This is a genomic window from Alloyangia mangrovi (assembly GCF_002300555.2).
Taxonomy (GTDB): Bacteria; Pseudomonadota; Alphaproteobacteria; order Rhodobacterales; family Rhodobacteraceae; genus Salipiger; species Salipiger mangrovi.
In genome coordinates, this window is the sequence record NZ_NTHN02000009.1 from 18,065 (window position 1) to 44,075 (window position 26,011).

Below are 26,011 nucleotides of genomic sequence, written 5' to 3' on the forward strand. Positions count from 1 at the left end.
TCACGGGGTGTACCAGATCGGCGAGGTGTAGGCGCGCTCCTGTCCGATGGTCTCGGCGCCTTCGGGTATCTCCACCCCGAAGCGCTGCGCGTCGTAGACCACCCAGCGCGGCGTCGGGATCTCCAGCACACGGGCGTAGTAGAAGGCCTTTTGCGCCGGATCGAACTCCGGGTCGGTCCAGATCGTCGCCAGTTCCGAGGCACCGATGGTGTTGTACCAGGTGGCGGCGGCGATATCGACGGTGTTGCCGACATCCGGCAGCGTGCCGTCCGCCTCCATCTCGCGCCCCTCGGACCAGGCGACGTCGAAGACCTTCTCGTGGGTCTCGCCCGCCGTGTCCATCCAGCCCTTGATGATCTGAATGCGGTCGAGGTTCGCGCCCACCGGATCGCGCAGCGCGTAGACCATGAAGCTCGGAGCGGTGGCGCCCTCGGGCACGGCGCTTAGATCACCACCCATGGGCACGCCCTTCTCGTAGCCGATGAAGGCCGGCTGGCGCGAGCGCAGGTCGTCGTCGGAATAGTCCCAGCCGCCGAAGAAGCGCACCATCATGCGCGGGCCGGTGGTGGCATAGACTTCCTTGCGCTCCATCGCGTCGAAGAGCGCCGCGCGGGTGTTCTCCTTGGCCCAGACCGCGGCGAGGCCCGAGGCGACAAGCTGGTATCCCTCGTAGGTGCCCTTGTCTGACTTGGCGAAGGGATGTTCCATGCGCGTCGGCGAGGGCTCGGCGGTGGCGGCCTTGCCGAAGAAGTTCTCCTCCTCGATGGCCGGCAGCGAGGTGTGGGAGTCGGTCGAGCCGACCATGCCGAACTTGTAGGGGTTGGTGCCGAACTTGTCCTCGAGCTGCAGCCCCATCTTCAGCGCCGAGCGCGCATACTCGTATTTGAGCATGTCATCGGTCTTGGCCTCGCTGAGGTCGAGGTTTCCGACGTCCCATGTCTCGTAGTCGGCGAACTTGTCGTCGGGGCTGAGCAGCGGGTGTGCCTCGCCATCGCCCTTGATCTGGGTCGCCTCGTAAAGCGGCTCCCACTTGGCGCGTTGCTCGACGTAGGTCTCATCGATCGCCTTGCCGGTGAACTGCTGCTCGAAGGGGAACATGATGCCGTTCGACAGGTTGCCGTTGTGCGCGATGGCCAGCACCGAGCCGCCGGTCTTGGCCTCGTAATCCTCGAGATACTGGTAGAGGTCGAGCGGGTCGGTGCTGCCGTAGGGCGGCTGGGTGACCATCGGCACGACCTGCGAGGCCTTCTCGCCCCCGTCCCGGAAGATCACGTTGCGGTGCAGGTTGTTGCCCTTGTCGAGCGACGTCCACTCGTAGCCGATGAAGGCGGTGAAGTTGCCCGGATCGTTAAAGCGCTCGGCGGTGTCGATGACATCCTGCCAGACGGTGTTGTAGATCTTCGAGCCGGGCGCATAGTCCTTCAGGAGCTGCTCGGGCAGTGTGGCCTGCGCGAAGTTGGTGATCAGGTTGAGTGCGGCATCCGCCGCGTCCTGACCGCCCGCCTGCAGGCCCTCGAACCACGCCTTGCCCTCGGGCACCGCGAGGATGTTGGGTGCGCCCGCGGCGAGATCTGTGGAAAAGCCCATCATGTCCGAGTGGTCGGCGATGACCACCCAGTCGAGCGGGCGTCCCAGCTTCACCGGCAGGCCGGTCGCCGAGGTCACCTCCTCGCCGCGGGTGAAGCGATAGGCGGGCTCGAGCCCCAGCGTGTTGCCGAAGAGCCCGGCATCGGCCGAGAGCGCCGTGTGCAGGTGGCTGTCGCCCCAGAACACCTGACTGGGGAAGGAGCGCTGCGCATAGGGCGAGTAGGTCTTGCCGTGGTAGAGCCCGGTGAGCGACTCCTCCGACGGGATGAATTGCGCCGATGTGGCGACCGGAAGGGCCGTCAGCAGCAGCGTTGTCCAGAGTGATACGGGTTTCATGTCTCTCCCTTTCGGTTTCCAGACCCCCCGGCGCGTCCCGTGTGCCGGAAGGGTTGATGCGAATGTCGCCGCGCCGAGAGGGAGGGGCGCGCCATTGGACGCGCCGCGCGGAAGAAGTGGTTGAGCGCTGCCCGCTATCTCGGGCATTCCGCCTTGTAGGTGGCGCCGGTCTGCGGATTGTAGAAATTGCAGAGCTTGGTGCCGCTGGAGCTAGTGGGCACATTGGCGCCGATGGCGGTGCCGATGGCCGCGCCGCCAAGGGCCGCCGCGGTCTTGTTACCGCCGCTCACCTCATGCGCGATGGCCGCCCCGGCGAGCCCGCCGGTGGTCGCGTTGATGGCCTGGTTGTCGGTGCAGGCCCCGAGGCAGGCCCCCGCGATCAGCGCGCCGGTCAGAAAGAGATACCGCATATCATCCTCCCTTGAGTGTCGGCCCCGGACGACCACCGCCCGGCGCCGCGCTGGATGTCAGAACTTGAAGGTCAGCCCGAGGATCGGGCCGGACTGGGTGGTGTCGTAGACGACGCCGTCCTTGTCGTAGTCGATGTCCAGGACCCGCCAGCCCATGGCGAGCGAGAAATTCTCGGAAAAGGCGTAGTTCACCGCGGCCAGGAGCGACCACTCAAAGTCGGAGCCCACGCCGAAGCCGCCAATGTCGGCAGCCCCGAAGGCCTGCCAGCGATCGTTTAGCGCGTAGCGCCCAGCCATGCCGAGGATCGGGTCGGTCCAGTCGGCATCCGCATCGCGCTTGATGCGTCCGCTGGTGGTGTAGACGCTGTAGCTGTTCTCGAGGTGCCAGTAGCGGAAGCCACCGTAGAGATCGAGATTATGGGCGTAGGACTGCGAGACGGTGCCGCCGAAGGCCATCGCAAGGGTCGAGGTGTCGCTGGTGATGTTCACCTTGCTCACGTAGGGGCCGCCCACCTTCTCGGTCGTGTCGGTCTTCACGACCGAGCCGTCGAAATAGATCACCCAGGGCCCGTTGCGGGCACTGCCGGCCAGGAAGAGCCCATAGTCGAGATCGTCCCAAATATCGCCGAACGAGAGATCGACCGCCTGCGCGGGAAACCCCGGAAGCGTGCCGAGGTCACCTTCGAGTCCGGCTGCCCAGACATAGGGGGTGATCCGGACCTCCCAGTCCTGCGCAGCGACGGGCGCCGTCGTGGTCGCGACAGCGGCAAGCGCAAGGCCGATCGCGGTCATGTTGCGTCTGAAGGATTTCATCTTGCACCTCCTTCCGGGCGATGGCCCGGTCCCAATGGACTTTCCCCTACCCGGGTGCGTCAGCTTGCTCGGCCCCGCGCCCCGCTCAGCCCGGCTCGACCTCCGGAAATTGCCAAGTGCCGTCGAGGATCTCGGCGCGCGGACGATAGAGCCGGACGGCGTAATTCCAGCCCTCCATGATCGGCAGGCAGTTCACCCGGCTCTCGTCGTCGCATTTGCCGAAATGCACGGTCATGCTTTCATCGTCGTTGCGCACGCCCGAGACCGAATTGATGTTGTAGGCTCCCAGCGGGTTCTTCTCGTAGAAGCCCTGCGCGTTGTAGAGGCTGACCGACCAGAAGGCGTCGACCGGTACATCCGCCGGAACCTCGATCTTGTAGGCTCCGACAGGCAAGCCCGGCTCGACGTTGAGGTAGAAGGCCTCTTTCTCGGGCAGCCCGCCCCAGCCGTAGGCGGTCCCGAGGAAATGCCGCAGCGGGGCAACCTCATCTTTGGCGCCGAAGGTGTCGGCGCTGTCGGGGACAAAACGCGACAAGGTCAGCGCGGCCTCCTTGACCTCCTCGAAATCCTCCAGGTCGTAGTTCGGCACGATGAAGGGGGTCGCCGAACCCGCCTCAAGCGTCATGGCATCCTGCACCGCATTCGCGGCAGCAAGATCGTCGGGGTCCGAGGCATCGACCAGCGTGCGCACCACGATCACCACGAAAGGCGTGTCGAAGGTGCCCTGGTCGAGCGTGTGGATCCCGCCTCCGAGAAACACCTTGTTGATATAGTGATCCTGGTTGACCACCATCGCCGAGACGTAGCGCGTGCCCGCGTCGGGCAGGGTCAGCGTGGCCCCCTTCGAGATGTCGACCAGCGCCATGCTGTAGATCGTGTCCCGGTTCATCCGGATGGTGGGCTGTTGCGCGATGGAGGTGACGTCCCGGATGTGCATCAGCTTGTTCACGCCGCCCGAGAGAGCGAGATATTTCTCGAATTCGATATTCGTCGCGGCCCGGACGAAATTCGTCGTGTCGATCCCGACCGTTGTGCCCGCGAGGACCTCGTGCAACGACCCGGGCTTGGATTGAGAAAACCCTGCCCCGGCGCTGGCCAGCAGGGCCGACGCCACGACCGAGGCTGCGAATGCATTGTGTCTCATCTTGTTCGACCTTCAGTTTACCGCAAAAGCCGATGCCGTCGGGAGCCGGACGTGCCCTGATCCTTCTGCGACTGGTTGAATGGCAAAATGCGCGCCTTCGACATCGGCAAAAGGTAGGCCGAGGCTGTAAAGGCTGAACTGATCACCGTACGGGTCTCGGCGCAGCGGAGATAATCGGATCAGCGACCCGGGGCGCTTGTCGGCCCGGGTCGGGATTGGACAGAAGAGATGCCTCAAATAGACGTCGCCCGGCCATAGAGAATGTTGACGGCCGAGGCGCTGCATACATGCGGGAAAATCTATGAAAGGACACTGATCTGGATCAATGTTCCCGGCTGCGATCAGGCGTTCGAGATAGCCGAAGATGATCGCGGGATATATGTTTCGAAATAGTTTATGGTTTTAAAAGCAAAATTCTTGTTTCCATGGGGATGTGTACTCAATTTGCGTGCGACACCCAAATTGTGTCACCGCGCGCGCATTGCTGCCGGGACAAATGAAAGGGGCCAGGGGCGATACAGAATTCCCGTCCTGGCTGCACAAAATTGACTTCAGTACCGCATAGATCACTTGCGCGACTCGCAGACAGCCACAGATCGGCTCTACCTGCTTGCCGGCGACCTGCGGGCCGGTCCCGGCGAGGTCTACGCGGGCGGTACGCCCTCGCTCGCCAAGACCGGGCCCCTGCGGTTCGACCATGGTCGGCTCGCCATCCTCACCGGCTGAATGACACTGTCGACCGACGCCGCGCGCCCTGCTACCCCTTGGCTGAGGCGCGCGTCCGCCGCGCCCGGAGAACTGGAGCTGAGAAATGCCCTACGCAGCCATGCCCGGAGTCCGTCCCGCCCGAAAGCCCGCGCAATGAGGCGCGCCGGTGCGCCCGCCGACCGCGCGAGCTCGGCCCTCGTTCTGCTGCACGGGCGCGGCAGCTCGGCAGCCGACATGCTCGGCCTTGGCGAGGTGCTTGCCCTGCCCGAACTCGCGTTGCTGGCCCCGGACGCCCCGGGCCGATCGTGGTGGCCGACGAGTTTCCTCGCCCCGATGTCCGAAATGGCCCCCTGGCTCGACCGCGGGCTCGCCGCGGTCCGGCAATGTGTCGACGCCTTGCAGGACGAGGGCTTCGCGCGCAACGCGATCAGCGTTGTCGGGTTCAGCCAGGGCGGCTGCCTCGCGCTGGAGTTCGCCGCGCGCGAGGGCGCCGGCCTGTCTGCCGTCTTCGGCCTGTCTGCCGGGCTCATCGGCACCGGCGATGCCGAGGCGCCACCCCGCGACGAACTCTACGGCTTCACCCCCAAGCGCTTCGACTATGCGCAGCGGCTCGATGGGCTCAAGCTGGACATGAGCGTGCACGAACGCGATCCGCACATCCCGCTTGCCCGCTTCACGCAAAGCGCGGCGGAGTTCCAGTCCCTCGGCGCCGAGGTCTCCCAGCGGGTCTACCCCGGCGCGGGACACGCGCTGATGCAGTCGGATGTGACTGCCCTCAGACTGCATCTCGACACGGGCGGCTCGGGGCGCTGACCCCCTTACGCGCGGAGCGGCACCGCGGGCCTCGAGGAGTTTTTTTCCCGTAGGGCGAGCGGCGCGCTCCTCGTTGCAATCAAAGATTGTTGCCAGTCTGGAACCAGTCTGTGCCTGCATATCAGCTATCAAATTCTCGCATAGGTAGTATGCAGGAAGGGCACTCCAACTAGCCCTTGACGACCGGACACTCTGACCTATGCCGCAGGCCAAGCCCGATCCCATAGCCAAACACGCAAGACATATAACGCGCAGGAAATTGCTCTTGTCCGCGGCAACGATCGGAGGGGCGGCCTACCTGGCGGCGGGCGGAATGAGCCGCGCCTTGGCGGATGGGCCCGCCACCGAGATCCCGGCGAGATCGCCCCTCGGGCTGGCCGCCGACCTGCCCAACCCGCGCGAAGTGCATTCCGCGGACGGACGCTTCCGGCTCGATCTCAGGATGCTGCAATCCGAAATCGAACTGCCCTATGCCACGGCCCGGCTGCGGCTCTACGAGGGCGAAATCCCCGGCCCCACCTTCCGCGTCCTGCCCGGCGACGACATGGAGATCACCCTCCACAACGACATGCCGCCGAATGCCGATCCCTCCCCAGCGGTGCTCAACACGCCCAACGAGTTCAGCACGACGAACCTGCATTTCCACGGTTTCCACGTCAGCCCCAAGGGCAATTCCGACAACGTCTACCTGCAGATCCACCCCGGCGAGAGCTTCAACTACATCGTGCGCCTGCCTCAGGATCACCCGGCGGGCAACTACTGGTACCACCCGCACCGGCACGGTTCGGTGGCGCTGCAGGTCGCCTCGGGCTGCGGCGGCATGATGATCGTCGGCGGCACGCTCGACGAGGTGCCCGAGGTGGCCGCCGCGATCGAGCGGGTGCTGGTCTTCCAGTGCCCGGTGGTCGATTCCAAGGCCGAGGACCTCGAGAGCTACGATACGATCTGGTCGCTGGACGCCGAGCGCTTCTGGCTGGTCAACGGCCAGTACCGCCCGCGCATCTACATGCGCGCCGGAGAGGTCCAGCACTGGCGGATGCTCAATGCCGGCGACCAGCAGTTCCTGCCGATGACGCTGGACGGGCTCGAGCTTTACGAGATCGGCTTCGACGGCAACCCCTACCCCGAGGCGCGGCAGACGGACGAGATCTTCCTTGCGCCCGGCAACCGGATGAACCTGATGGTCAAGGCCCTGGAGCCGGGCAGCTACACGCTGCGCCGTCCGGCTTTCAGCCAGGGCAAGCAACCGCTCGACGAGGTGCCGATGGCCGAAGTCGTGGTGTTGCCCGCGAACACCAGCCGCATCGCGCCAGAGGTGAAGATGGGCACCGAGCTGCCCAAGGGGCCGCTGCCGAAGAACAAGGTGCTCACCGACATCACCGATGCCGAGATCGTCCGCACCCGGCAGATCGTGCTCGGTGTCAGCGACGTGCAGGGCATGTTCAAGGACACGGTGTTCACGCTCAACGGCGAGCCCTTCGATCCGCAGCGCGACGACATCGTTGCCAGGCTGGGCGAGGCCGAGGAATGGGAGCTGGTGAACACCACGCCCTTCCCGCACCCGATCCACGTGCACGTCAACCCGATGCAGGTGATCAAGATCAACGGCGAGCCGCTGGCCAATCCGCAATGGCAGGACACCATCGCGGTTCCGGCGGCGGGGACCGTCACCCTTCGGATGCGCTTCACCGATTTCGACGGGCGGTTCGTCATGCACTGCCACATCCTGCCACATGAAGACCTGGGAATGATGTTCAATGTCGCCATTCAGGCCTGAGCTTGCCCTGCTCGCGCTGCTCGCCCCCGGCGCAGCCTGGGCAGATGATGCCCCCGCCGTGCCCGCCAGCGTTTCGTCCTGCGTGTCGTGCCACTCGGCCGATGGCAACCCACTGGTCGCGGGCGTGCCGATCCTTGCCGGGCAGCGCGAGGATTACCTGCAGAGCGCGCTGAAATCCTACCGCTCCGGCTACCGCAAAGGTGGCATGGCCGACGTCATGGGCGTCTACGCCAAAGAGCTTTCCGACAGCGACATCGAGGAGATCGCAAAATGGTTCGCCGCAAACTGATCGCTGCCCTGCTGGGGCTGACGCTTGCCGGGCCGGTGATGGCCGATGATCTCGTCTACCTGACAAGCGCCGAGGGAGAGGACCGTCTGCTGGCGACCTCGATGAACCGCGATTACTTCCCGCTCGCCTCCTATCTCGAGTTCGAGCAGATCCTGACGTTCTGCGGCCCGGCCTCGGTCGCAGCCGTGGCGAACTCGCTGGACATCTCGCGACCCTCGCCCGACCGGCTCTACCCGTGGACCCTGTTCACCCAGGACACGCTGTTCAACGAGGCCAACCAGAAGCTGAAGCCCTATGCCATGGTCGAGCACGAAGGCCTGACGCTGGACGAGCTCGACACCTTCATCGAGAACCTCGGGATGAAGGCGGAACACCATTTCGCCGACGAGACCTCGGTCGACGCGCTGCGCGATGCGCTGAAGTCCACCTTGTCGGACCGCAACGCCCGCTTCATCGCCAATTACTCGCGCAAGGCGCTGCCGCAGGACGGCGACGGGCACATCTCGCCGGTTGCTGCCTATGACGAGGCCACGGACAGCGTGCTGATCCTCGACGTGGCGAAGTACAAGTACCCGCCGGTCTGGGTCTCGGTGGAGACGCTGCACGCAGGCATGATGATGGTCGACAGCGGCTCGAACCGCTCGCGCGGCTTCGTCGTGGTATCGGTACCATGACCCCCGCCCCGCAGACCCGCCGCGCCGTGCTGTGCGGCGGTGCGAGCCTGTTGGCGCTGGCGTCCCTGCCCGGCGGCGCGCTGGCAGCCTCGCTCAACGGCGCACGGGACCGGACCATGTTCCGCTCAATCCTCTACGCGCTGGCCGGGCCGGTCGAGGTCGCGCCGCAGCTCCTCGAGAGCGTGACCGCACTCTTCGAGGCGAAGTTCGGCTCGTCGGCGGCGGACGTGCTTTCAGCCCATGCCGCGCAGGCCGGCGTCGCGCCGCTGCTTGAGCCGCAGGAGGACAGCGTCCGCGAGGCACAGCTGCAATGGCTGACCGAGGCGCTCTTCACCGGCACTGCCGATCCCGAGGACGAGGGTGCGCGGATGATCAACTACCCCCACGCGCTCGGCTGGAAGTCGCTCAGCTTCGGCAAGGCGCCGGGGCTCTGCGCCGGGCCCGAGTTCGGCTACTGGCAAGATGAATGGAGCGCGGCGTGACCGGTCCGGCTGATCTCACCGCCGACATCGTCATCGTCGGCTCGGGCATGGGCGGCGCGCATCTGTCACGCAGCCTCGCCGAGGCCGGGCGCGACGTTCTGGTGCTCGAGGCCGGGGGCCGCAAGACCCGCGGCGAGTACCTTGCCGATTTCTACGAGAACCCGGTGAAGGGACCGCAGGCGCCCTATCCCAGCCAGGATTTCGCGCCGCATCCGACCGACACCGATTACGACAGCTTCTACGACCAGGCCGGGCCCGCGCGTTTCGTCGGCGCCTACCTGCGCATCTACGGTGGCACCAGCTGGCATTGGACCGGCTTCGCCGACCGGCTGCGCCCCGAGGACTTCAAGACCGCCACACTCTACGGGCGCGGTGCCGACTGGCCGATCAACTATGACGAGTTGCTGCCCTACTACCGGCAGGCCGAGGCGCGCTGGGGCGTCGCCGGCGATCCGGCGCACACCTGGGGCGCACCGCGCGCGGCGGAGGATCCCTATCCGATGCCGCCGATCCCTGCCTCCTTCATGGACAAGCAGATACAGGCGCAGGCGCTCGGCGCCATGGGGCTGAACGCCGCGATTTTCAGCCATGCGCGCAACTCGGTGGTCCACGACGGCCGCCCGCCCTGCTGCGGCAACAACACCTGCGTGCCGATCTGCCCGATCGGGGCGAAATACGACGCCTCGGTCGACATGGACAAGGCTGTCGCCGCCGGTGCACGGATCGAGCTGCAGGCTCTGGTGACCCATGTCGCGGTGGGCGCCGATGGCAAGATCAGCGGGCTCACCATCCGCCGCCCCGACGGCACCATGCAGAGCGTCTCCGCCAACACCTATGTGCTCGCCTGCCACGCCATCGAGACACCCCGGCTGTTGCTCAACTCGAAACAGGAGACCGCCCCCAATGGCGTCGCCAACGGCAACGACCAGGTCGGGCGCTACCTGCTCTCGCAGTGGAATATCGACGTCTGGGGCGAGGTGCGCGATCCGGTCTTCCCCTATCGCGGACCACAGCAGACCTCGGGCATCACCGAGTACCGCGACGGAGCCTTCCGCAAGGACTACGCGCCCTTCGGCACCTCCTTCATGAACAACGGCTGGAGCGGCAACGCCGATGCCACCAAGCTCTCGAAGGAGCTGATCGCCAAGGGCCTGCGCGGCGCGGCGCTGGTCAAGGCGCTCGACAGCCGCATCGCGCGGCACGTGCGGCTCAATTCCTCGGCCGAGACGCTGGGCAGCCCCGACAACCGCATCACCCTGTCGGACCAGCTGGACAGTGCCGGGATCCCCAAGCCGCGCATCGCCTTCACCGTCGACGACTACACCAATGCCGGGATCAAGGTGGCGACCGAGGTCTCGCGCGAAGTGCTGACCCGCATGGGCGCACCCGAGGTGCAGACCGACGATCCGTACCTCTCGAACGCGATCATCGGCGGCACCACCCGCATGGGCACCGACCCGGATCATTCCGTGGTCCGCCCCGACCTGCGCAGCCACCAGCACGACAACCTCTACATCCTTGGAGCCAGCACCCACGTGAGCTGCCCGGTCAACGCCCCCTCGCTCACCATCGCCGCCATGGCGATCCGACTCGCCGGGCACCTCGGCGCATGAACGGTCTCGGTCTTCTCCTGCTGATCCCGCTGGTGCTGCTCGGCAACGGGCTGCGCTCGGTCATCGCGTCCACGGTGTTCGTCTCGGAGGGCAGTTTCGCCAGCTTCCTGTCGATCACCGTCGAGGCGACGGCGGCAATCATGGAGCTGCTCATGGGCGCGGTGCTGGTCTCGCTGCTGATGGCGCCCTGGTTGATGCGGCGCATCCCGGCACGGCGGCTTGCCGTGTGGATGTGCTTGCTGGCCGGGGGGGGCGGCGCTGGGGCTGGCGGCACTCTTCCGTTTTGCCCCGCCGGTGGACATGCGCGTGACGCTGGTGGTGCTGCTCTTCCCGATGGTCGGCTTCGCGCTCGCCACGCTGGCGCCGATCTCGCAGGCCTGGGCCGGGCTCGGCGGGCCGCGCTGGAACAAATTGCTGACCGGCGTCTGGTCCGTGGCCATGCCGCTCGCCTTCCTGGTCACTCCGCAGCTTGTCCGGGTCATCGCCCCGCGCCACGGGCTCGACACCTTCTTTGCCGGCTTCGCCGTGGTCGTGCTGCTGCTGATCGGTGCCATCCTGCTCCTGCGGACACGCGCGCCGGAGGCGGCCGGGGAAGCCGCCAGCGAGCAAGGCCCCGCGCTGATGTCGGGCCGGCTCATGCTGGCCGCGCTGCTGGCGCTGATCCTCTTCGAGGGGCTCACCTTCCTCACCTCGCTCGAGACCATCCGCTCGCCGCTCGTGCTGCCGCTCGCGAGCCTCTTCGCCGCCAGCCTCTGGTACCTGCAGCGGAGCTGGCGCGCCGAGCCGCGCAGCGCCGCGACCGACGCCGGCACCCGCCGCCGGATCGCCGGCCTATTCGCGGCGCTTTTCCTGCTGAACGTCGCGACCACGGGCTTCTTCGACACCGCTTATCTCATTCGCCACGCCTGCTCGACCACTCTGATCGACGACCGCGCCACGCTGGCGGCCCTCGCGCAGGTGATCGCCGCGACCGGAACCGCCGCCGCCCTCGCCCGCTGGAACCTGCACGGCACACTCATCACCTGCGGCATCAGCATCGCCGCGCTGGGGCTGCTGTCCTATCTGGCCTACCCGGGCCTGCTGGTGCTGAATTTCTACCCGATCCCCGATAATGCCATCTTTGTCGGCTCGCGCCTGTTCACCGGCTTCGGCAGCGGAATGGCGACCACCGCCACAATCTTCGCCGTGGGCCGGATCGCGGGCCCCAAGAGCGCCGCCCAGCTCTTTCTCGCCTTCGTGATCATCGTCGGCACCGAGATCGGCCTCGAGGGCTTCGAGCTGCTGAGCCAGCTCGTCACCCTCTCGGACCGAAGCACCCTGCCGCCCTATACGATGATCTTCGGGCTGCAGGCCGCGCTTGCCTTCGCCGCGATGCTCCCCCTGCTGCTGACTTCCCGCGGCCCGGCCGCAATGGCCAGCGCCGGCATCGCCGGAGACCCCGAGCCCGCGAGGGGCGTGAGGAGCTGAGCCGAAGGACCTGATTGCGCTAGGGCCGCCAGCGCGCGAGTGCCAATTGCCCTCCGACGGGCTCCGGCGGCGTGCGGACGCGGGCTGGGCTTTCGGAGAGACTGAACCCGGCGACCGGCACCGTGAGCCCGCGCCCGTCCGGCCCCCAGCCTTCGTGCCTGCCAAGAACGCCCCGCGCGGCGATCTGGGGATCCGCCATGGCCTCCTCCAGCCGCCTGACCCGCGCCGCGGGAATGCGCTCGGCCAGCAGGATCTCTTCCCATTCCGCCGCGGGACGGGTGGCGAAGATCTGCGCCAGAAGCGCCTTCTCCTCGGCATGGGCGGCCAGACGCGCGTTGTTCTCCTGCTGGATCCTCTCGGGACGCCCGAGCAGGCGCCACAGCCGCTCCTGCTGGGAAAGGTTCGAGGCGGCGATCATCAACGGTTCGTCGGCGGTGTCGTAGCAGCCCAGCGTGGCGAAGAAGAAATCATTGCCCTGCGCTTGCGGATGCGCCCCGTTCCAGAGGTAGCCCGTCAGCGGCGCGCTCATCAGCATCAGTGCCACGTCGAGCATCGACACATCGACGTGCTGGCCGCGTCCGGTTCGCGTCCGCTGCAGGAGCGCGGCGGTGATGGCAAAGGCGGCGGTGGTGCCGGTCGCATAGTCGATCACCGGCGCGCCGCATTTGAGCGGGCCGCTCGCCTCGGTGCCGGTCATCGCCATCATGCCGCAAAACGCCTGGATGACGTTGTCGTACCCGGTCTGCTCGCGCCGCGGTCCGGTGGCGCCGAAGGCCGAGATCGAGCAGTAGACCAGCCCCGGGTTGCGCGCGAAAAGCGCCTCGTATCCAAGCCCCAGCGCCTCGAAGGCGCCGGGGCGGTAGTTTTCGACGAAGACATCGGCCCCGTCCACCAGAGCCAGCAGCGCCTCGCGCCCGTCCTCGGTCTTGAGATCGAGCGCCATGCAGCGCTTGTTCGACCCCTGCGCGAGAAAGGCGGTGCCCATCTCGGCATCGGTCAGCGCCGGGTCACTGCCCTGCATCCGGGCCTGGTCGGGATCGTTCGGATCCTCGATCTTGATGACATCCGCGCCCAGAACCCCGAGCTGGTAGGCCGCGAAAGGCCCCGCCAGCACATGAGTGGTGTCGATCACCCGCAGGCGTTCGAGCGCGCCGCCCATCAGTCGCAGCGCACCGACATGCCGCCGTCGACGACGATTTCGGTGCCGGTGATGAAGCGCGCCTCGTCGGAGGCGAGAAAGAGCGCGGCGTTCGCAGTGTCGCGCCCGTCGCCCATCCAGCCCATGGGGATGCGCGCCAGCCGCTGCGCCAGAAGTGCATCGACGTCACCGCCAGCGCGCTGGCCCGCCAGCCGTGCTTCGACCATCGGCGTGTGCAACTGCCCCGGAACGACGGTGTTCACGCGCACGCCCCTGGCCGCGTATTCCACCGCCGTGACCTTGCCGAACTGGATCACCGCAGCCTTCGACGAGGCGTAGGCGACTTGCGCCGCGCCGGTCCAGCGGGTGCCCGAGGTCGAGGAGGTGTTGATGATCGCGCCCGAACCCTGCGACTCCATTTGGGGCAGCACCGACTTGCAGGTCAGGAAGACGGACTTCAGGTTGAAGTCCATCTGCCGGTCCCAGTCTTCCTCGGAGAGCTGCGCCGCACCACCCTTGAACGAGCCGCCGACGTTGTTGACCAGGATGTCGACCTTGCCGAAGCGGGCGATACAGGCCGCCACCATCGCCTCGACGCTGGCGCGGTCGGTCACGTCGCAGAGGTGGGGTTCCACCTCGCCGCCCGCGTCGCGGGTACGGGTCAGGGTCTCTTCCATCGTGTCGGCGCGCAGGTCGACGGCGAAGATTTTCGCGCCTTCCTCGGCGAAGCGGACGCAGGCGGCGCGACCATTGCCCCAGCCCGGACCGACGCAACCCGCGCCTGTGATGATGGCAACCTTGCCTTCGAGCCGTCCGGTCATGCGAGGTCTCCGAAATCGTAGAGTTTGGCGGGGTTGTCCACGAGCAGGCGCTGGAGCGCGTCCTGGGTCGGGGCGATAACCTTCAGCGTGTCGACCAGAATTCCGTCATCCGGCGGCGCGGCGCGGAAGTTGGGATGCGGCCAGTCCGTGCCCCAGATGGTGCGCTCGGGGTAGAGGTCCACCAGCTTGGCGGCAAAGGGCGTCGCATCGGCATAGGGCGGCTCCTCGACCGAGCAGCGCTCGGAGCCCGAGACCTTGAGCCAGATGTGCTCTTTTTCGCCCAGCCGGATAAGCTCCTGGAACGCCGCCTGATCCATGCCGAGGCTGGCGTCGATCCGGCCCATGTGGTCGATCACCACCGGGCACGGCAGCTCGGCCAGCACCGGGGCGAGTTCGGCGATCAGCTTCGCCTCCATGTGGATCAGCAGCTGCCAGCCGTGCTCCGCGAGCCGGGGGGCAAGCGCACGCAGCTGGTCGTGGGTGGCGCCGGGCGCAAGATGCGACATGTAGTTGAAGCGCACGCCGCGGAAGCCCTGGGCGTGCAATTCGGTGATCTGCGCGTCCGGGATCTCGGGCGAGGCCAGCGCGATGCCGAGGTAGCGGCCCGGCCGCGCGGCGATTGCGTCGGCGACCACCGAGTTGTCGTGGCCGTGGCAGCCGGACTGGACGATCACGCAGCGGTCGATCCCCAGCATGTCGTGAAGCGCGAAAAGCTCTTCCTTGGGCGCGTCGCCGGGCTTGAAGCCGCTCTCGAGCGCGTAGGGGAAGCGGGAGGTCGGGCCAAAGACGTGCACGTGGCAGTCGGTGGCACCCTTGGGCAGGGACAGCGTGGGAGCGCTGCGGTCCGGGTTCCAGGTGATGGGGGCGTCGTTCATGTCAGCTCCTTCGGCGCGTCCTGCGGAGGGGAGATGCGGAACACGTTGAGCGTGGCGGAGATCAGCGTGTAGTAGCCGATGACCCCGACCAGATCGACGAGCCGCTGGGTGCCGAGCACCGACACCGCCTCGGCGTAGAGCGCATCGGGCACGGCGTTGGTGGTCAGCACCGAGACGGCAACGCGGTGGGTCACCCGCTCTTCGGCATCGGCGTAGGGCGGCTCGGCGCCGGTGCGCAGGGCTTCGACCAGTTCCGGCGAGAGGCCGGCCTTCAGCGCCGGCGGCTTATGCGCGAACCATTCGTATTCGGCGCTCCAGTGGCGGGCCATGGTCAGGATCGCCAGCTCGCTCAGCCGCGGCTCGAGGGAGCTGTCATAGCGGCAGTAGCGGCCGAGTTCCTGCGCCTTGGCAGCAAGTTCCGGGCGGTGCAGCCAGACGGCCAGCGGACCGCGCACCCCGCCGCGCGGGCCCGAGGCGATGGCCTCGTGGATCTCGCGCTGGCGGTCGTTGTAGGTCTCGGGGTCCGGCGCGGCGAGGCGCTGCTTGGGCCAGTCGGTCATTTCGGGGCCTCCGTGGCCGTGAAGGCGGGTTCGGCGGCGGCGAAGCGCTCGAGCCAGGTCACGAGATCCGGCCACCGGTCGCGCCAGGTAACGGGCGCGCGCCAGTCGAGGTAGCCAAGCGCGCAGGCCAGCGAAATACCCGCCGCATCGGTGCGGGTCGGATCCGGCGGCAGGGCCGCGAGCGCCGTGAGGCCCCGCTCGACCTTGCCGCGCTGGTGCGCCAGCCACTCCTCCGAGATCTTCTCGGCGCTGCGGAAGCGCCCCTCGTAGACCATGAGCAGTGCGGCATCGGTCACCCCGTCGGCGAGGCAGGACTGCGTCAGGCAGTGAAAGCGTTCGCGACCTTCGCGCGGGATAATGCCCTGCCCCTCGGCGAGGCTGTCGAGGAATTCGAGGATCACCCGGCTGTCGTAGAGCGTCTCGCCGTCGGTCATCAGGCAGGGCATCTTGCCGAGCGGGTTCTGCAGGCGCAGATCGTCCGCAGGGTCGCGGGTGTCGGCGGCGATCAGTTCGATCCGGTCCGAGAGGCCCAGCACCTGCGCCGCCATGCGCACCTTGCGCCCGTAGGGGGAGGTCAGCGTCGTGCGCAGGATGGCGCGGCCGCTGTCCCCCGCGCCACGAAGCGCGAGGGGTTTGTCGAGGGTCATGCTCATAGCATCGTCTCCGGCAGGAAGAGGGCGATCTGCGGGACAAGGCACAGCAGGATCAGCATCGCGAAGCCCGCCAGCACGAAGGGCAGCAGCCCCTTGAACACCTGTTCCAGCGAAACCCGCCCGTTCGAGGCCGATTGCACCACGAAGCAGTTGATCCCCACCGGCGGAGTCACCGCGCCGATCTCGACCAGCAGCACCACGAAGATGCCGAACCAGATCGGATCGAAGCCGAGGTTCATCATCACCGGGTGGGTGATTGGCAGGGTGATGGCCAGCAGCGCAGGTGCGTCCATCATCATGCCGAGCGCGAGATAGATCAGCGAGACCAGCAGCACGATCACCCAGCGGTTCACGTCGAGCCCGGTCAGGTAACCGCCTACCGCGTTCGCCACACCCGAGAGGGCCAGGAACTTCGAGAAGACCAGCGCGCAGATCAGGATGCCGAAGATCATCGCCGTGGTCTGGATGGTCTCGAGCAGGGTCTTGCGCAGCTCGACGCCCTTGAAGCCACGGTGGCGGACGATCGCCATCAGGAAGGTGGCAAAGGCACCGATGCCGCCCGCCTCGGTCGGGGTGAAGATGCCGACGTAGAGACCCACGACGATGAGCAGGATGATCAGCACCAGCGGCCCGGCCAGCTTCAGCGAGGCGATCTTCTCGCGCAGGGTGAAGCTGTAGTTTTCCTGCGGTGCCAGCGCCGGGTTGCGCAGCACGGTCAGCCAGATGGCAAGGCAGAGCACCAACGCGAAGACTATGCCGGGGATGAAGCCCGCGATCAGCAGCGCGCCGATCGAACTGTCGGTGAGGATGCCGTAGACCACCACCAGCGCCGAGGGCGGGATCATCACCGCCAATGTACCGGCGATGGCGATCGAAGCCGAGGCGAGGCTCTTGTCGTAGCCCCGGTCGAGCATCTGCGGCAGCGCCAGCTTGGTGAAGACGGTCGCCGTGCCCACCGAGGAGCCCGAAGCCGCGCCGAAGGCCGCCGCGCCGAGCGTGGTCGAGATCGCGAGGCCCCCGCGCAGGTTGCCGAGCCACTTGGTGGTGGCCTCGAAGAGGTCCTCGCCGAGGCCCGCGCGCATGGCGAAGAAGCCCATGAGCAGGAACAGCGGGATGACCGAGAAATGGAAGCTGTGGGTGGTGTCGAAGAAGACGGTGCCAAGGATCGCCGTCGCGGCCTTGAAGCCGACGAGCGAGGCAAGGCCGAAGGCGCCCACGAGGCCCAGCACCACCATCACGTTGATGCCCAGCAGGATGCCGCCGAACAGCGCGGCCACGCCAATCCCGCCAATCAGGAGCGAGCTCATTCCATCACCTCATCAGAGTCGTCGTCGAGAGTTCCGCCGAGCGCCACCCAGATCCCGTCGAGCAGGTACTGGATCGCCAGCAGCGCGAGGCCGAAGCAGATCGCGAATTTGATCGGCCAGATCGGGAAACGGATCGCGCCGCGTTCGAGCTCGCCGATGGCGAAGCTCTTGGCCGCCATCACCCAGCCCGCATAGGCGGCCCAGGCAAAGAGCACGCAGCCCGCCAGCATCGCCAGCACCTTGGCGGCGCGCGCGAGGCCCACCGGCAGGCGCTGGGTCAGCAGCACCACCTTGATGTGGCCGCCATGCATCTGGGTCATTGCCAGCGATAGGAAGATGATCAGCGGCAGCGCGCTTTCGGTCAGCTCCAGCGTGCCGGCAACCGGTTGGTTGAAGGCGTAGCGCATCACCACGTTGGCCACGACCAGCAGCATGACCGCGAAGATCAGCACACCGGCGACCGTGCCGCATAGCGACAGGAATGCGCCGTAGCGACGGCGCAGGGTTTCTAGCGTTTGCATCTTTGGGACTCTCGCGAGGGGAAAGTCCCGCGCCGGGGATAGGCTTTGGCGCGGGACCGGTCACGTCCGGTCAGGACGGCGTGTCGAAGTCAAATCTCTTGACGATCTCGTCCGCGGGAACGCCAAGCCCGTTCGCCTTGTCGATCCACTCCTGGCGAACTTCCTTGACGCCGGCGTCGTCCAGCACTCCGAGCAGTTCCTCTTTCGGGAAGGGGATCACCTCGACGCCGAGATCGCCTTTCCACAGCTCGCGCACGCGCGCCGCGTCCTCGTCCACCACGCGGGCGTATTCCACGAGGTAGTCCTTGCCGAGCTGGTCCACCACGGCGCGGGTCTCGTCATCCATGCCGTTGTAGCTGTCGAGGTTCATCGCCAGCAGGTGACCGAAGGAGGCGCCGAGCGGGACCTCGATGTAGTATTTCGCCACTTCGTCGTACTTCCAGCCGCGCGCCAGCGCGGGGCCGATCGGCGTGCAGTCGATGATCGAGCGCTGCAGCGCCTCATAGGCCTCCGAGGTGGCGATCGACACGGGAGATGCGCCAAGCGCCTCGATCAGCTTGGGGTAGGCAAAGCCGTAGGAGCGGATGCGCAGGCCCTTCATGTCGGCGACGCTCTTCACCGGCTTGGTGCAGAGCAGGCCATAGTCCTCGAGCGGGCGGAAGCCGAAGGCGTGCAGGTTCTGGCTTTCCAGCTCCTGGCTGAACTCCGGGTAGGTGGCGTGCATCTCTTCCATGAACTGGCCGACCTGGAGCGTGTTCATCGGCTGCGGGATGAAGAAACCCACCGCGTTGTTCAGCGGCATCTGGTCGGGGAAGTAGGGCGTGATGATGTCGCCGAAGTCACCGACGCCGGCGGCCAGCGCCTCGGGGATCTCGCCGGTCTTGGCGACCGAGCCGCCCCAGAAGACCTCGATGCTGTGCTTGCCGCCGGTGCGTTCGGCGAACTGGTCGACGAGCCACTGCGTGGTGATCGCCTGTGCGTCCCCCGCGCCCTGCGGCTTGAAGGTGATCCACTTGTAGGTGTCGGCCTGCGCTGCGGCGGCAAGACCGGTCACGGCCGCGAGCGCAAGCGCCGACGACCGCAGAATTGCGTTTAGAGACATGAGTCCTCCCAAGGTTGCGGACCATCCTCCGGGTCCGTCTGCGGCGATCCTCGGTGATCGCGAGACATGATTCAAATACTGTTATCTCATGGCTTCGATACCTTTGCGGCATCGCCTAGCGCCAGATCCCCGCGGCGACAAGCTCGCCCACGATGTCGCGCACCAGCGCTTCGACCACCTGGATCGCCTTCTTGCGGCGCTGGTCGGCCTTGGTCGCGGTGCACAGCGTCCAGGAGATCTGCGGGCTGACGATGGGCCGGGCCTCGAGCGTGCCGTTTTGCACCTCCGAGAGCACACCGCCATAGGTCAGGATGGTGAAGCCATGCCCGTGACGAACCAGGGACTTGAGGTGCCACACGCCGTCGACGCGCTGCACGATGTTCAGTCCGGCACCGATCTCGTCGGCGTGCTTGTCCACGAGGATCCGCAGGAAGTTCGGCCGGCTCGGCATGATCAGGGGCATCGCCGCGGCCTCGGCCAGCGTGTAGCTGTCCTTGTCGAAGGAGCCGCAGGGGCCGATCACATTGAGATGCTCGACCAGCAGTTCGGTCGTCACGATGTCGTCCTGCAGCGGCGCGTCATGCATCACCGCAAGGCCGATTTCGCCCTGCGAGAGCTTGTGCTCGAGCGCGTTGGAGAAGCCCTCGACGAAGCGCAGCTCGATCTCGGGGTACTCGGCCTTGACCCGCGAGAGCAGCGGCGGGGTGATGAATTCGCCCGGCGTGGGCGGCATGCCGACCACCACCACGCCCTGCGGCTTCTCGGCATGGGCGGTCACGTCGTGATGCGCCTGCGCGATCTGCGCCATGATCGCATAGGCCCGGCGCTGCAGGATCTCGCCCGCCTCGGTCAGCTCCATGCCGCGCGCGGTCCGGTTGAAGACCCTTAGTCCGAGATCACTCTCGAGCCGGGCGATCTGCCGACTGAGCGCGGGCTGCGCGATGCGCAGCCGCTCCGAGGCGCGGGTCATGTTCTTTTCCTCGGCCACGCAAAGAAAATAGCGCAACGTGCGCAACTCGGGCTGCCAGTCGCGCAGCGTGCTTCCGGTCTCGACCATCTCCCTCCCCTCCCCGGCTCAGTCGTCCGGCCGGACCAGCTCCCAGGCCTCGGTCACCGTGGAATAATCGCGATAGCCCATGCGCGCGATCGGCCGCGCCTTGGCCGTGTCGAAACGGCCGCCGGTGATGTACTCGTCGCGGATGTGGGTCTGCACCACCTGCCCGATCACCATGAAACGGTTGATCGGGGTGCCGCTGCGGTCGGTCAGCTCGGAGACCGAAAGCGTCACGCATTCCAGCGCCGCCGGGCTCTCGGCCACGAAGGGCGCATTGGTCTCGATGCTGGTGCCAAGGGTCAGCCCGGCCTTCTCGAATTCGTTGGCCCCGTCAGGCATCGCCTCGGACGAGATGTTCATCGCCTGCGCCAGCTCCTCGGTCGCCAGCGAGAAGGTGAACTCGCCCCGGTCCCGCGCATTGACCACCGAGTGCTTCAGCCCGTCCGAAGTAAAGCAGATCATGTGCGGGCTGTTGCCGATGGCGTTGAAGTAGGAATAGGGCCCGAGGTTCGGCACGCCGTCGGCGTTGCGCGTGCCGATCCAGCCGATGGGACGCGGCGCGATGATCGCCTTGAACGGATCGAAGGTCAGGAGGTCGGGGCGGGCGTCACCGTAGTGCATGGGGTCTCCTCGGAATTTCACCAGCTTTTCTAGGTCGAAACGGCGCGGAATGACCACCGGTTTCGACGCGATGCGGCTGATGTGAGGCTCTGGCTGATGCGCGCCGGGGACCCGCACCGGGTGCGGGCTGGCAGGTCATCCCGGCGACGCGCAGGGCGCGAGACTTTCCCGGGAATGGGGTCGGGACAACGCGGGCCGATCGCCGCGCTGCCCCGTGATGGAGAGGTCGCGCCGGACTCTAGGCGAGCTTGGGGCGTGCCAGCGGATGGCTGCTGCGCGGCGCCCCCAGCACCTGCCGAAGCTGCCCCAGGGCGATCGCCAGCTTGGCCTTTCGGTCGACGCTGCCGGACCTGCCGCCCGAGAGCTGGTTGATGTACGCCTTGGCGAGGCGATCATCCAGGAACCGTTCGGTCATCAGGTTCGGGTCGTCGAAATTGTTGACGAAGTCGTTCGCGATCCGCTGCTGCAGCGATCCGTCCTTTGCATCGCCGGTGCTGCCGTATTGCGCGCAGAGAAGCCGGATGCCGGCGGGCGTGATCTCTTCCAGCAGAACGTTGTTGAACGCGTTGGTGTTGCGCCCGATCTGCGCATAGTAACGATCGAAGGTCGCGGTCATCCAGGCTTCGCCGAATTCGCGGCCCTTCCTGCCCCGGGTCTCCTCCAGCAGCACGCGGATCTGGCGGTAGCAATTGTTGGCCCCCTGCCCCCCGATCGGATCGAGCGTGTTGGCCGTGTCGCCCAGTGCCATCACCTTTGCGCCCGAAGGCAGCGTGCCGACGGGCCGCTTGTAGCAGGGCCGCACGGCGCCCTTCAGCCAGCCGCGCTCGTCCGCCAGGACCGCATCCTTGAACCAAGTGTAGTCCCACGGGATGTACTCCCGGAACAGCGCCTTGGCCTGATCCAGCACCTCCTGACCCGACGTGCAGTTGTCGAAGCGATCGAAGGCGCGGCCCGGCTTGGCCTCGAAGATCGCGTTGAAACACTGGTACCCGTCGCGGTGCCAGTAGGGCACGCTGAACTGCTCGCCCTCGGAGCCGAAGAAGTTGAACTTGATGCCATGGGTCATCAGGATGCCCTCGTCGGAGCGGTCCATCCGGACGTTCTTGACAACGAACATGGCCAGCTTGCGCTGCGGTTTGCCGTAGACCGAGCGCTGCTCGTCCACCTCGAAGAGCGCGCTGATCTCTCCCTTGCCCGCGGCGACCAAAGTCAGGTCGCTGGCTGCGGCGATCTCTTCCAAGAGGGGGATATCGACGTTGGCGATAACGACCTTTCCGCCGCGCGTCTCGAAGTCGAGCGTCCACCGGTGCGACTGCAGGCGCACGTCGATGGCAAGCGCAGGCCGGTCCAAGCGCCCCATGAGGTCAATGAGTTGTCGGCCCGGCTTCGGGCAGAAGGTCAGGTGCACGCCATTGATCGGCGTCGTATCTTGCCAGTGGTTCAGCCCGAGCTCCTCTTCGAGATCGAGCGAACTTGCGAAGCGGCAGGCGGTGCCCGTCGGCGGCACCTTGGTGAGCCAGTCCTCGGCGCTCAGGTTGGAATAGATCGTCACCTGATGCCCCTGCTCGAGCAGGCCGATACCGGCAACAAGACCACTGATCCCGGAGCCGATGATTGCGATGTTAGCCAAAAGTCGTTTCTCCCTGTTCGGGTCCGCGCCGGTCAGGCCAGACCCTTGTAAGTGCCGTTGTGAAACAAGAGCGGGCGCGCCTCGCCATGGGCGTAGGCCCTGACCCTTCCGACCACGATCCTGTGGTCGCCCGCAGCGTGCACGGCCTCGAGGTCGCAGGCGAACTGCGCGGTCGCGCCGCGGATCATCGGAACGCCGTCCAAGTCGTGGAACGCGACCTCTTCCAATCGCGGCGTGCCGGCGAAATGGGCGGAGCAGTCCTGCTGGTCCTCCGACAGCACGCTCACCCCGAAGACCCCGCCCTTTTCGATTGCGCCGAGGCACCGCGCGGAGTTCGACAGGCAGACCAGCAGCATCGGCGGCGCCAGCGAGACAGAGGTGAAGGCATTCGCGGTCATGCCGAGGGGCGCGCGACCCGAACGCGCTGTCACGACGGTGACGCCGGTCGCGAACCGCCCGAAGGCGGCCCGCAGATCGCAGGGATCGACCCCGAGTGTCAGCTCCTCGCCGTCCGATCGATGGCCTGTCATGCCATCAGCTTGGCAACGGCATCCACCATCCCTTCCGGGCCCATCGCCGTATAGCCGCCATCCACCGCGATATCCGTGCCGGTGATGAACCGGGCCCGGTTCGAACACAGGAAAAGCACCGCCTCGGCAACCTCCTCGGGGTTCCCGGTCCGGCCGAACATGTGGAAGGGCGCGGCGACGCGGTCGGTCTTCTCGCGATCGTTGCCGGTCGCCATCTGCATGATGCTGGACCAGGTCCAGCCGGGCGAGACGGTGTTGACGCGGATGTTCTGGCCCGAAAGCTGCATCGCCGCGTTTCCGGAGATACGCAGGATCGCGGCCTTGGCGGCGGAATAGGTCATCCGGCCGGGCTGCGACACCTTTCCCGCGATCGAGCCGAAATTGACGATGGCACCACCCCCGCGCCTGGCCATTTCGGGGGCGATCTTCTGCGAGAAGATCTGCCCCCCCCACCAGGTTGATGTTCAACGAGGTCAACCAGTCCTCGCGCGAGGTCGCGATCCCGTTGTCGAGATAGGTCGAGGCCATGTTGACGAGGAAGTCGACCCCGCCGAAACGCGCGACGGCGGCAGCGATGCAGGCGTCGATGCTCTCGTCGCTCGTCACGTCGGTCCTGACGAAAACCACGTCATCGCCCAGCTCGCGCGCCAGGGCCTCGCCGTTCTCGGTGTCGATATCGGCCATCACGACCTTTGCGCCCGCCGCCACGAAAGCGCGCACGATGCCCTGCCCCAGCAAGGTCGATGCGCCGGTCGCAATAGCCACCTTTCCACTGAATTCGGTCACTTAGAGTTTCTCCCGTCCTGTATTTCCGCGAAGTCTCGGAAAACACTGCGGCGCCCCCGCACCTCCGGGAAACAGGAAAATTGGGCGGTCAGGGATGCAATTTCACATTGCCGCACTTTCCGGACAGAGACCGCAGAAAGCGGATATCGCGCCGGACTCATCCGCCCGGAAATTCCGCCAATCACCAAGATGACCTCAGCTATTGGCCTTGCGAAGGGTCTCGGACGGGGTCTCCCCGAACCGCCGCGCATAGTCTGACGCGAAGCGGCCGAGGTGCCCGAAGCCCAGCCGGGCGGCGACATCCGCCACCCGCTCCTCGGGACCGGATCGTAGCAGGATGTCGCGGGCGGCCTGCAGACGGCGGAACCGGACGTATTTCATCGGCGACAGGTCGCGGAACTGCCGGAAGCTCTCGAACAACGCCCGGGTCGAGACCTCGGCGGCCCGCGCCACATCGTCGATGGAGAACGGCTCGCTCAGATGTGCCTCGATATACGCCTCGGCGCGGCGCACGGACCTAGGGCAGGCCGAGGAAATCGCCCCGTCCCGGATGGCCGCCGAATAGTCGCTCGGGTGGCTCCAAAGCAAGGACGTGTAGAGCGCATCCTCATGCGCCGCGCACATCAAGTCGCGACCGGGGCCCCGCGGCATCAATGACAGGGCACAGAGACCGTCGATGGCATGGCGCACCAGGGGCGTCTCCGATCCGAGGTCCCGGGCGGCCAGATCGAAGCGGGGCGACCGCGGCAGGCTTCGGCCGAGATGCGCCTCGAGCTTCTCGGTGAGTTTCCGGCGGTTGATCTGCAGGACGAGCTTGCGCGTCTGCTGCGACCAGAGCATCGACACCTCTTCGTCGGCTGGCAGGACGAGAGCTGACCCGACGCTGCCGACATGGTGAGCCGCGCCACTCCGGATCTGCGCGGCGCCGGAAAGCGGCGCCAGCAGGAGGTAGAACTCCTCGAAGGGATCCGGGTGGATTTCGACCCCGCGCCCATAGTCGAAATGGCACAGGGCCACGCTGTCCAGCTGGCAATAGCGGATATTGATCGGACGACTGGCCGCGGCTTCGAGCCCGCGCACGCGATGCTCTACGAAGATGCCGCTGACGAGCGCCCGGGCGTGCTCCAGATCGTCGCCATCGGCGAGCAGTTCCCCGTCCGCGGGGCGCGCGGCGGCACGGGCCGCGGCGGTCGGCATCCCGGGGCGGTTCATGAGCCCTCGGGCGCGGGCAATGGGCCATTTCCGCCCTGCCCCGCGAATTGAAACCCCGACGCCGGACACCATTGCCGGAGGTCGTCTGGGAAACGCCGTGGCCTCATCTGATAGTCACCCCGTTCATTGCCCCAATAATCCCGCGATCGATGGGATCGGAGAATTCAAGACAAACGCGTGCGGGTGTTTCCGTCAAGAGAACCCACGCCGCGCAATTGCCGGAGTTGCAATTTGCGCGCGCGAAAAGGACGTCTGGGATCACAACTGCGCCGTGGCGGGTCATGCTCTGAATGTCGGCGGGCGCGCCGCGCGGGCACGCCCAATGCTTCAGCCCTGCGTCAGCGCAGCGCCTCGGTCACCGCGTAGCTGCCGCCGGCGCCCGGCAGATAGCAGGTCGCGGCCGACAGCGGGTAAAGCTGGGACATGACCGGCCGGGTCGCATCGCCTGCGGGGCATTTCGGGATCGTCGCCAGCCTGTATCCCTTGCCCGAAAGGCACTGCCCCTCCGCCCTTGCGCGCAGACCCTCGTTGGCGTCGTAGGAATAGGTTTCCCCGCCGTAGATCTCGCCGCCGGTCGTCGTGCAGGTGACGGTCTTGCCCTTGGTCACGCATTGCGTCTCGGCCGGGGTCGAGTGGGTCGGCGTGGTGGTTGTCAGGATCTGCTGCGGCACCCTCTGGGCCGCTTCGATCTGGCAGTCGGTCACATCGTTCTGCAATTGCCCCGCCGTCACCCCCGCCTTGACGGGATAGACGATATCGATCGGTTTGCCCTGCGTGACCAGCTGCGCCGTCGTCGGCTCGCATGCCGCGAGGAGAGAAAGGGCGCATGCGCCCGCCAGAACCCTTGAAAACACCATGTCACCATTCCCCAACAGTGGTTCGGACCAGCCGTAGCGGGCGTGTGAAAATCCGCCTAACAAAAAAACACAATCGGCGGAAATCCAGCGCGCCCTGTGACCTCGCTACACCGTTGCCACGCGCCACGGCCCGTGTGCCCTGCGGCGCAAATGCCGCGCTTTGGCACCCACGTCATCCGGCCCGCTTGCCGTGCAGGCAGCGCTCGGCGAGGCTGGTCCTCCGAGCCCAAG

27 protein-coding genes and 1 pseudogene are annotated in these 26,011 nt (G+C 66.6%); 8 read left to right on the forward strand and 20 right to left on the reverse strand.

The window, feature by feature from the left end; genetic code table 11:
* The 4 genes from CLG85_RS06870 to CLG85_RS06885 all read right to left on the reverse strand — a co-directional run bounded on the left by CLG85_RS06870 (window position 1) and on the right by CLG85_RS06885 (window position 4,290).
* On the reverse strand, window positions 1-1,923 hold the full coding sequence (locus CLG85_RS06870; protein WP_095883626.1) for a DUF3604 domain-containing protein: 1,923 nt from the start codon (window positions 1,921-1,923) through the stop codon (window positions 1-3).
* A 134-nt stretch (window positions 1,924-2,057) separates the two neighbouring features.
* Window positions 2,058-2,333: a hypothetical protein gene (locus tag CLG85_RS06875; protein ID WP_095883625.1), complete on the reverse strand. Its 276-nt coding sequence runs from the start codon at window positions 2,331-2,333 to the stop codon at window positions 2,058-2,060.
* Between the two features lie 57 nt (window positions 2,334-2,390).
* The gene (locus CLG85_RS06880) at window positions 2,391-3,146 is read right to left on the reverse strand and encodes a hypothetical protein (RefSeq protein ID WP_095883624.1); all 756 of its coding nucleotides are present in this window, start codon (window positions 3,144-3,146) and stop codon (window positions 2,391-2,393) included.
* 85 nt (window positions 3,147-3,231) lie between these two features.
* On the reverse strand, window positions 3,232-4,290 hold the full coding sequence (locus CLG85_RS06885) for a DUF1214 domain-containing protein (RefSeq protein WP_095883623.1): 1,059 nt from the start codon (window positions 4,288-4,290) through the stop codon (window positions 3,232-3,234).
* Window positions 4,291-4,860: 570 nt separating this feature from the next.
* On the opposite strand from CLG85_RS06885, the gene CLG85_RS06890 reads away from it, so the two are divergent.
* From CLG85_RS06890 to CLG85_RS06925, 8 genes are all read left to right on the forward strand, one after another.
* On the forward strand, window positions 4,861-5,016 hold the full coding sequence (locus CLG85_RS06890) for a hypothetical protein (protein ID WP_176476681.1): 156 nt from the start codon (window positions 4,861-4,863) through the stop codon (window positions 5,014-5,016).
* 135 nt (window positions 5,017-5,151) lie between these two features.
* Window positions 5,152-5,811 carry an alpha/beta hydrolase gene (locus CLG85_RS06895; protein WP_095883622.1) on the forward strand — a complete coding sequence of 220 codons (660 nt, stop codon included), beginning with the start codon at window positions 5,152-5,154 and terminating at the stop codon, window positions 5,809-5,811.
* Between the two features lie 265 nt (window positions 5,812-6,076).
* Complete coding sequence (locus CLG85_RS06900) at window positions 6,077-7,588, forward strand: multicopper oxidase family protein (protein ID WP_235865479.1); 1,512 nt, start codon at window positions 6,077-6,079, stop codon at window positions 7,586-7,588.
* Window positions 7,569-7,877, forward strand: a complete 309-nt coding sequence (locus tag CLG85_RS06905) for a c-type cytochrome (RefSeq protein WP_095883621.1) — start codon at window positions 7,569-7,571, stop codon at window positions 7,875-7,877. Before CLG85_RS06900 ends, CLG85_RS06905 begins: the two co-directional genes overlap by 20 nt.
* Window positions 7,859-8,551, forward strand: a complete 693-nt coding sequence (locus tag CLG85_RS06910; protein ID WP_095883620.1) for a phytochelatin synthase family protein — start codon at window positions 7,859-7,861, stop codon at window positions 8,549-8,551. Before CLG85_RS06905 ends, CLG85_RS06910 begins: the two co-directional genes overlap by 19 nt.
* A complete protein-coding gene (locus CLG85_RS06915; protein ID WP_224845313.1) occupies window positions 8,548-9,033 on the forward strand; it encodes a hypothetical protein in 486 nt (161 codons plus the stop codon). Before CLG85_RS06910 ends, CLG85_RS06915 begins: the two co-directional genes overlap by 4 nt.
* The gene (locus tag CLG85_RS06920; protein WP_260348624.1) at window positions 9,030-10,646 is read left to right on the forward strand and encodes a GMC oxidoreductase; all 1,617 of its coding nucleotides are present in this window, start codon (window positions 9,030-9,032) and stop codon (window positions 10,644-10,646) included. Before CLG85_RS06915 ends, CLG85_RS06920 begins: the two co-directional genes overlap by 4 nt.
* Window positions 10,647-10,946: 300 nt before the next feature.
* Window positions 10,947-12,113: a hypothetical protein gene (locus CLG85_RS06925; protein WP_260348625.1), complete on the forward strand. Its 1,167-nt coding sequence runs from the start codon at window positions 10,947-10,949 to the stop codon at window positions 12,111-12,113.
* A gap of 19 nt (window positions 12,114-12,132) precedes the next feature.
* Here CLG85_RS06925 and CLG85_RS06930 read toward each other — a convergent pair whose 3' ends face one another.
* From CLG85_RS06930 to CLG85_RS07000, 16 genes and pseudogenes are all read right to left on the reverse strand, one after another.
* The gene (locus CLG85_RS06930) at window positions 12,133-13,272 is read right to left on the reverse strand and encodes a CaiB/BaiF CoA transferase family protein (RefSeq protein WP_095884320.1); all 1,140 of its coding nucleotides are present in this window, start codon (window positions 13,270-13,272) and stop codon (window positions 12,133-12,135) included.
* The gene (locus CLG85_RS06935; RefSeq protein WP_095884319.1) at window positions 13,272-14,072 is read right to left on the reverse strand and encodes an SDR family NAD(P)-dependent oxidoreductase; all 801 of its coding nucleotides are present in this window, start codon (window positions 14,070-14,072) and stop codon (window positions 13,272-13,274) included. Before CLG85_RS06935 ends, CLG85_RS06930 begins: the two co-directional genes overlap by 1 nt.
* Complete coding sequence (locus CLG85_RS06940; protein WP_095884318.1) at window positions 14,069-14,947, reverse strand: amidohydrolase family protein; 879 nt, start codon at window positions 14,945-14,947, stop codon at window positions 14,069-14,071. The genes CLG85_RS06935 and CLG85_RS06940 overlap by 4 nt, the downstream gene beginning before the upstream one ends.
* The gene (locus tag CLG85_RS06945; RefSeq protein ID WP_095884317.1) at window positions 14,944-15,507 is read right to left on the reverse strand and encodes a carboxymuconolactone decarboxylase family protein; all 564 of its coding nucleotides are present in this window, start codon (window positions 15,505-15,507) and stop codon (window positions 14,944-14,946) included. Before CLG85_RS06945 ends, CLG85_RS06940 begins: the two co-directional genes overlap by 4 nt.
* Complete coding sequence (locus CLG85_RS06950) at window positions 15,504-16,160, reverse strand: glutathione S-transferase N-terminal domain-containing protein (RefSeq protein WP_260348626.1); 657 nt, start codon at window positions 16,158-16,160, stop codon at window positions 15,504-15,506. The genes CLG85_RS06945 and CLG85_RS06950 overlap by 4 nt, the downstream gene beginning before the upstream one ends.
* Window positions 16,157-17,467, reverse strand: a complete 1,311-nt coding sequence (locus CLG85_RS06955) for a TRAP transporter large permease (protein WP_260348627.1) — start codon at window positions 17,465-17,467, stop codon at window positions 16,157-16,159. Before CLG85_RS06955 ends, CLG85_RS06950 begins: the two co-directional genes overlap by 4 nt.
* A complete protein-coding gene (locus CLG85_RS06960; RefSeq protein ID WP_095881688.1) occupies window positions 17,464-17,988 on the reverse strand; it encodes a TRAP transporter small permease subunit in 525 nt (174 codons plus the stop codon). Before CLG85_RS06960 ends, CLG85_RS06955 begins: the two co-directional genes overlap by 4 nt.
* A gap of 70 nt (window positions 17,989-18,058) precedes the next feature.
* Window positions 18,059-19,090 carry a C4-dicarboxylate TRAP transporter substrate-binding protein gene (locus tag CLG85_RS06965; RefSeq protein ID WP_095881687.1) on the reverse strand — a complete coding sequence of 344 codons (1,032 nt, stop codon included), beginning with the start codon at window positions 19,088-19,090 and terminating at the stop codon, window positions 18,059-18,061.
* A 115-nt stretch (window positions 19,091-19,205) separates the two neighbouring features.
* The gene (locus tag CLG85_RS06970; RefSeq protein ID WP_095881686.1) at window positions 19,206-20,147 is read right to left on the reverse strand and encodes a LysR family transcriptional regulator; all 942 of its coding nucleotides are present in this window, start codon (window positions 20,145-20,147) and stop codon (window positions 19,206-19,208) included.
* Between the two features lie 18 nt (window positions 20,148-20,165).
* Window positions 20,166-20,765: a flavin reductase family protein gene (locus CLG85_RS06975; protein ID WP_095881685.1), complete on the reverse strand. Its 600-nt coding sequence runs from the start codon at window positions 20,763-20,765 to the stop codon at window positions 20,166-20,168.
* Window positions 20,766-21,003: 238 nt separating this feature from the next.
* Window positions 21,004-22,395, reverse strand: a complete 1,392-nt coding sequence (locus CLG85_RS06980; protein WP_095881684.1) for a styrene monooxygenase/indole monooxygenase family protein — start codon at window positions 22,393-22,395, stop codon at window positions 21,004-21,006.
* Between the two features lie 32 nt (window positions 22,396-22,427).
* Window positions 22,428-22,925, reverse strand: a complete 498-nt coding sequence (locus CLG85_RS06985) for a flavin reductase family protein (RefSeq protein ID WP_095881683.1) — start codon at window positions 22,923-22,925, stop codon at window positions 22,428-22,430.
* A complete protein-coding gene (locus CLG85_RS06990) occupies window positions 22,922-23,338 on the reverse strand; it encodes an SDR family oxidoreductase (protein WP_260348629.1) in 417 nt (138 codons plus the stop codon). The genes CLG85_RS06985 and CLG85_RS06990 overlap by 4 nt, the downstream gene beginning before the upstream one ends.
* 82 nt (window positions 23,339-23,420) lie before the next feature.
* Window positions 23,421-23,711: pseudogene (locus CLG85_RS27690) on the reverse strand (SDR family NAD(P)-dependent oxidoreductase); the annotation flags it as partial.
* A gap of 195 nt (window positions 23,712-23,906) precedes the next feature.
* Complete coding sequence (locus CLG85_RS06995; RefSeq protein WP_260348630.1) at window positions 23,907-24,908, reverse strand: AraC family transcriptional regulator; 1,002 nt, start codon at window positions 24,906-24,908, stop codon at window positions 23,907-23,909.
* A gap of 353 nt (window positions 24,909-25,261) precedes the next feature.
* A complete protein-coding gene (locus CLG85_RS07000) occupies window positions 25,262-25,780 on the reverse strand; it encodes a hypothetical protein (protein WP_095881680.1) in 519 nt (172 codons plus the stop codon).
* Between the last annotated feature and the right edge of the window lie 231 nt (window positions 25,781-26,011).

Bases quoted from the DNA above. Each gene is read 5' to 3' on its own strand.
- CLG85_RS06870 (WP_095883626.1), bottom strand. From the start codon at position 1,923: ATGAAACCCGTATCACTCTGGACAACGCTGCTGCTGACGGCCCTTCCG.
- CLG85_RS06875 (WP_095883625.1), bottom strand. From the start codon at position 2,333: ATGCGGTATCTCTTTCTGACCGGCGCGCTGATCGCGGGGGCCTGCCTC.
- CLG85_RS06880 (WP_095883624.1), bottom strand. From the start codon at position 3,146: ATGAAATCCTTCAGACGCAACATGACCGCGATCGGCCTTGCGCTTGCC.
- CLG85_RS06885 (WP_095883623.1), bottom strand. From the start codon at position 4,290: ATGAGACACAATGCATTCGCAGCCTCGGTCGTGGCGTCGGCCCTGCTG.
- CLG85_RS06895 (WP_095883622.1), top strand. From the start codon at position 5,152: ATGAGGCGCGCCGGTGCGCCCGCCGACCGCGCGAGCTCGGCCCTCGTT.
- CLG85_RS06905 (WP_095883621.1), top strand. From the start codon at position 7,569: ATGTCGCCATTCAGGCCTGAGCTTGCCCTGCTCGCGCTGCTCGCCCCC.
- CLG85_RS06910 (WP_095883620.1), top strand. From the start codon at position 7,859: ATGGTTCGCCGCAAACTGATCGCTGCCCTGCTGGGGCTGACGCTTGCC.
- CLG85_RS06915 (WP_224845313.1), top strand. From the start codon at position 8,548: ATGACCCCCGCCCCGCAGACCCGCCGCGCCGTGCTGTGCGGCGGTGCG.
- CLG85_RS06925 (WP_260348625.1), top strand. From the start codon at position 10,947: ATGCGCGTGACGCTGGTGGTGCTGCTCTTCCCGATGGTCGGCTTCGCG.
- CLG85_RS06930 (WP_095884320.1), bottom strand. From the start codon at position 13,272: ATGGGCGGCGCGCTCGAACGCCTGCGGGTGATCGACACCACTCATGTG.
- CLG85_RS06935 (WP_095884319.1), bottom strand. From the start codon at position 14,072: ATGACCGGACGGCTCGAAGGCAAGGTTGCCATCATCACAGGCGCGGGT.
- CLG85_RS06940 (WP_095884318.1), bottom strand. From the start codon at position 14,947: ATGAACGACGCCCCCATCACCTGGAACCCGGACCGCAGCGCTCCCACG.
- CLG85_RS06945 (WP_095884317.1), bottom strand. From the start codon at position 15,507: ATGACCGACTGGCCCAAGCAGCGCCTCGCCGCGCCGGACCCCGAGACC.
- CLG85_RS06950 (WP_260348626.1), bottom strand. From the start codon at position 16,160: ATGAGCATGACCCTCGACAAACCCCTCGCGCTTCGTGGCGCGGGGGAC.
- CLG85_RS06955 (WP_260348627.1), bottom strand. From the start codon at position 17,467: ATGAGCTCGCTCCTGATTGGCGGGATTGGCGTGGCCGCGCTGTTCGGC.
- CLG85_RS06960 (WP_095881688.1), bottom strand. From the start codon at position 17,988: ATGCAAACGCTAGAAACCCTGCGCCGTCGCTACGGCGCATTCCTGTCG.
- CLG85_RS06965 (WP_095881687.1), bottom strand. From the start codon at position 19,090: ATGTCTCTAAACGCAATTCTGCGGTCGTCGGCGCTTGCGCTCGCGGCC.
- CLG85_RS06970 (WP_095881686.1), bottom strand. From the start codon at position 20,147: ATGGTCGAGACCGGAAGCACGCTGCGCGACTGGCAGCCCGAGTTGCGC.
- CLG85_RS06975 (WP_095881685.1), bottom strand. From the start codon at position 20,765: ATGCACTACGGTGACGCCCGCCCCGACCTCCTGACCTTCGATCCGTTC.
- CLG85_RS06985 (WP_095881683.1), bottom strand. From the start codon at position 22,925: ATGACAGGCCATCGATCGGACGGCGAGGAGCTGACACTCGGGGTCGAT.
- CLG85_RS06990 (WP_260348629.1), bottom strand. From the start codon at position 23,338: ATGGCCAGGCGCGGGGGTGGTGCCATCGTCAATTTCGGCTCGATCGCG.
- CLG85_RS06995 (WP_260348630.1), bottom strand. From the start codon at position 24,908: ATGCCGACCGCCGCGGCCCGTGCCGCCGCGCGCCCCGCGGACGGGGAA.
- CLG85_RS07000 (WP_095881680.1), bottom strand. From the start codon at position 25,780: ATGGTGTTTTCAAGGGTTCTGGCGGGCGCATGCGCCCTTTCTCTCCTC.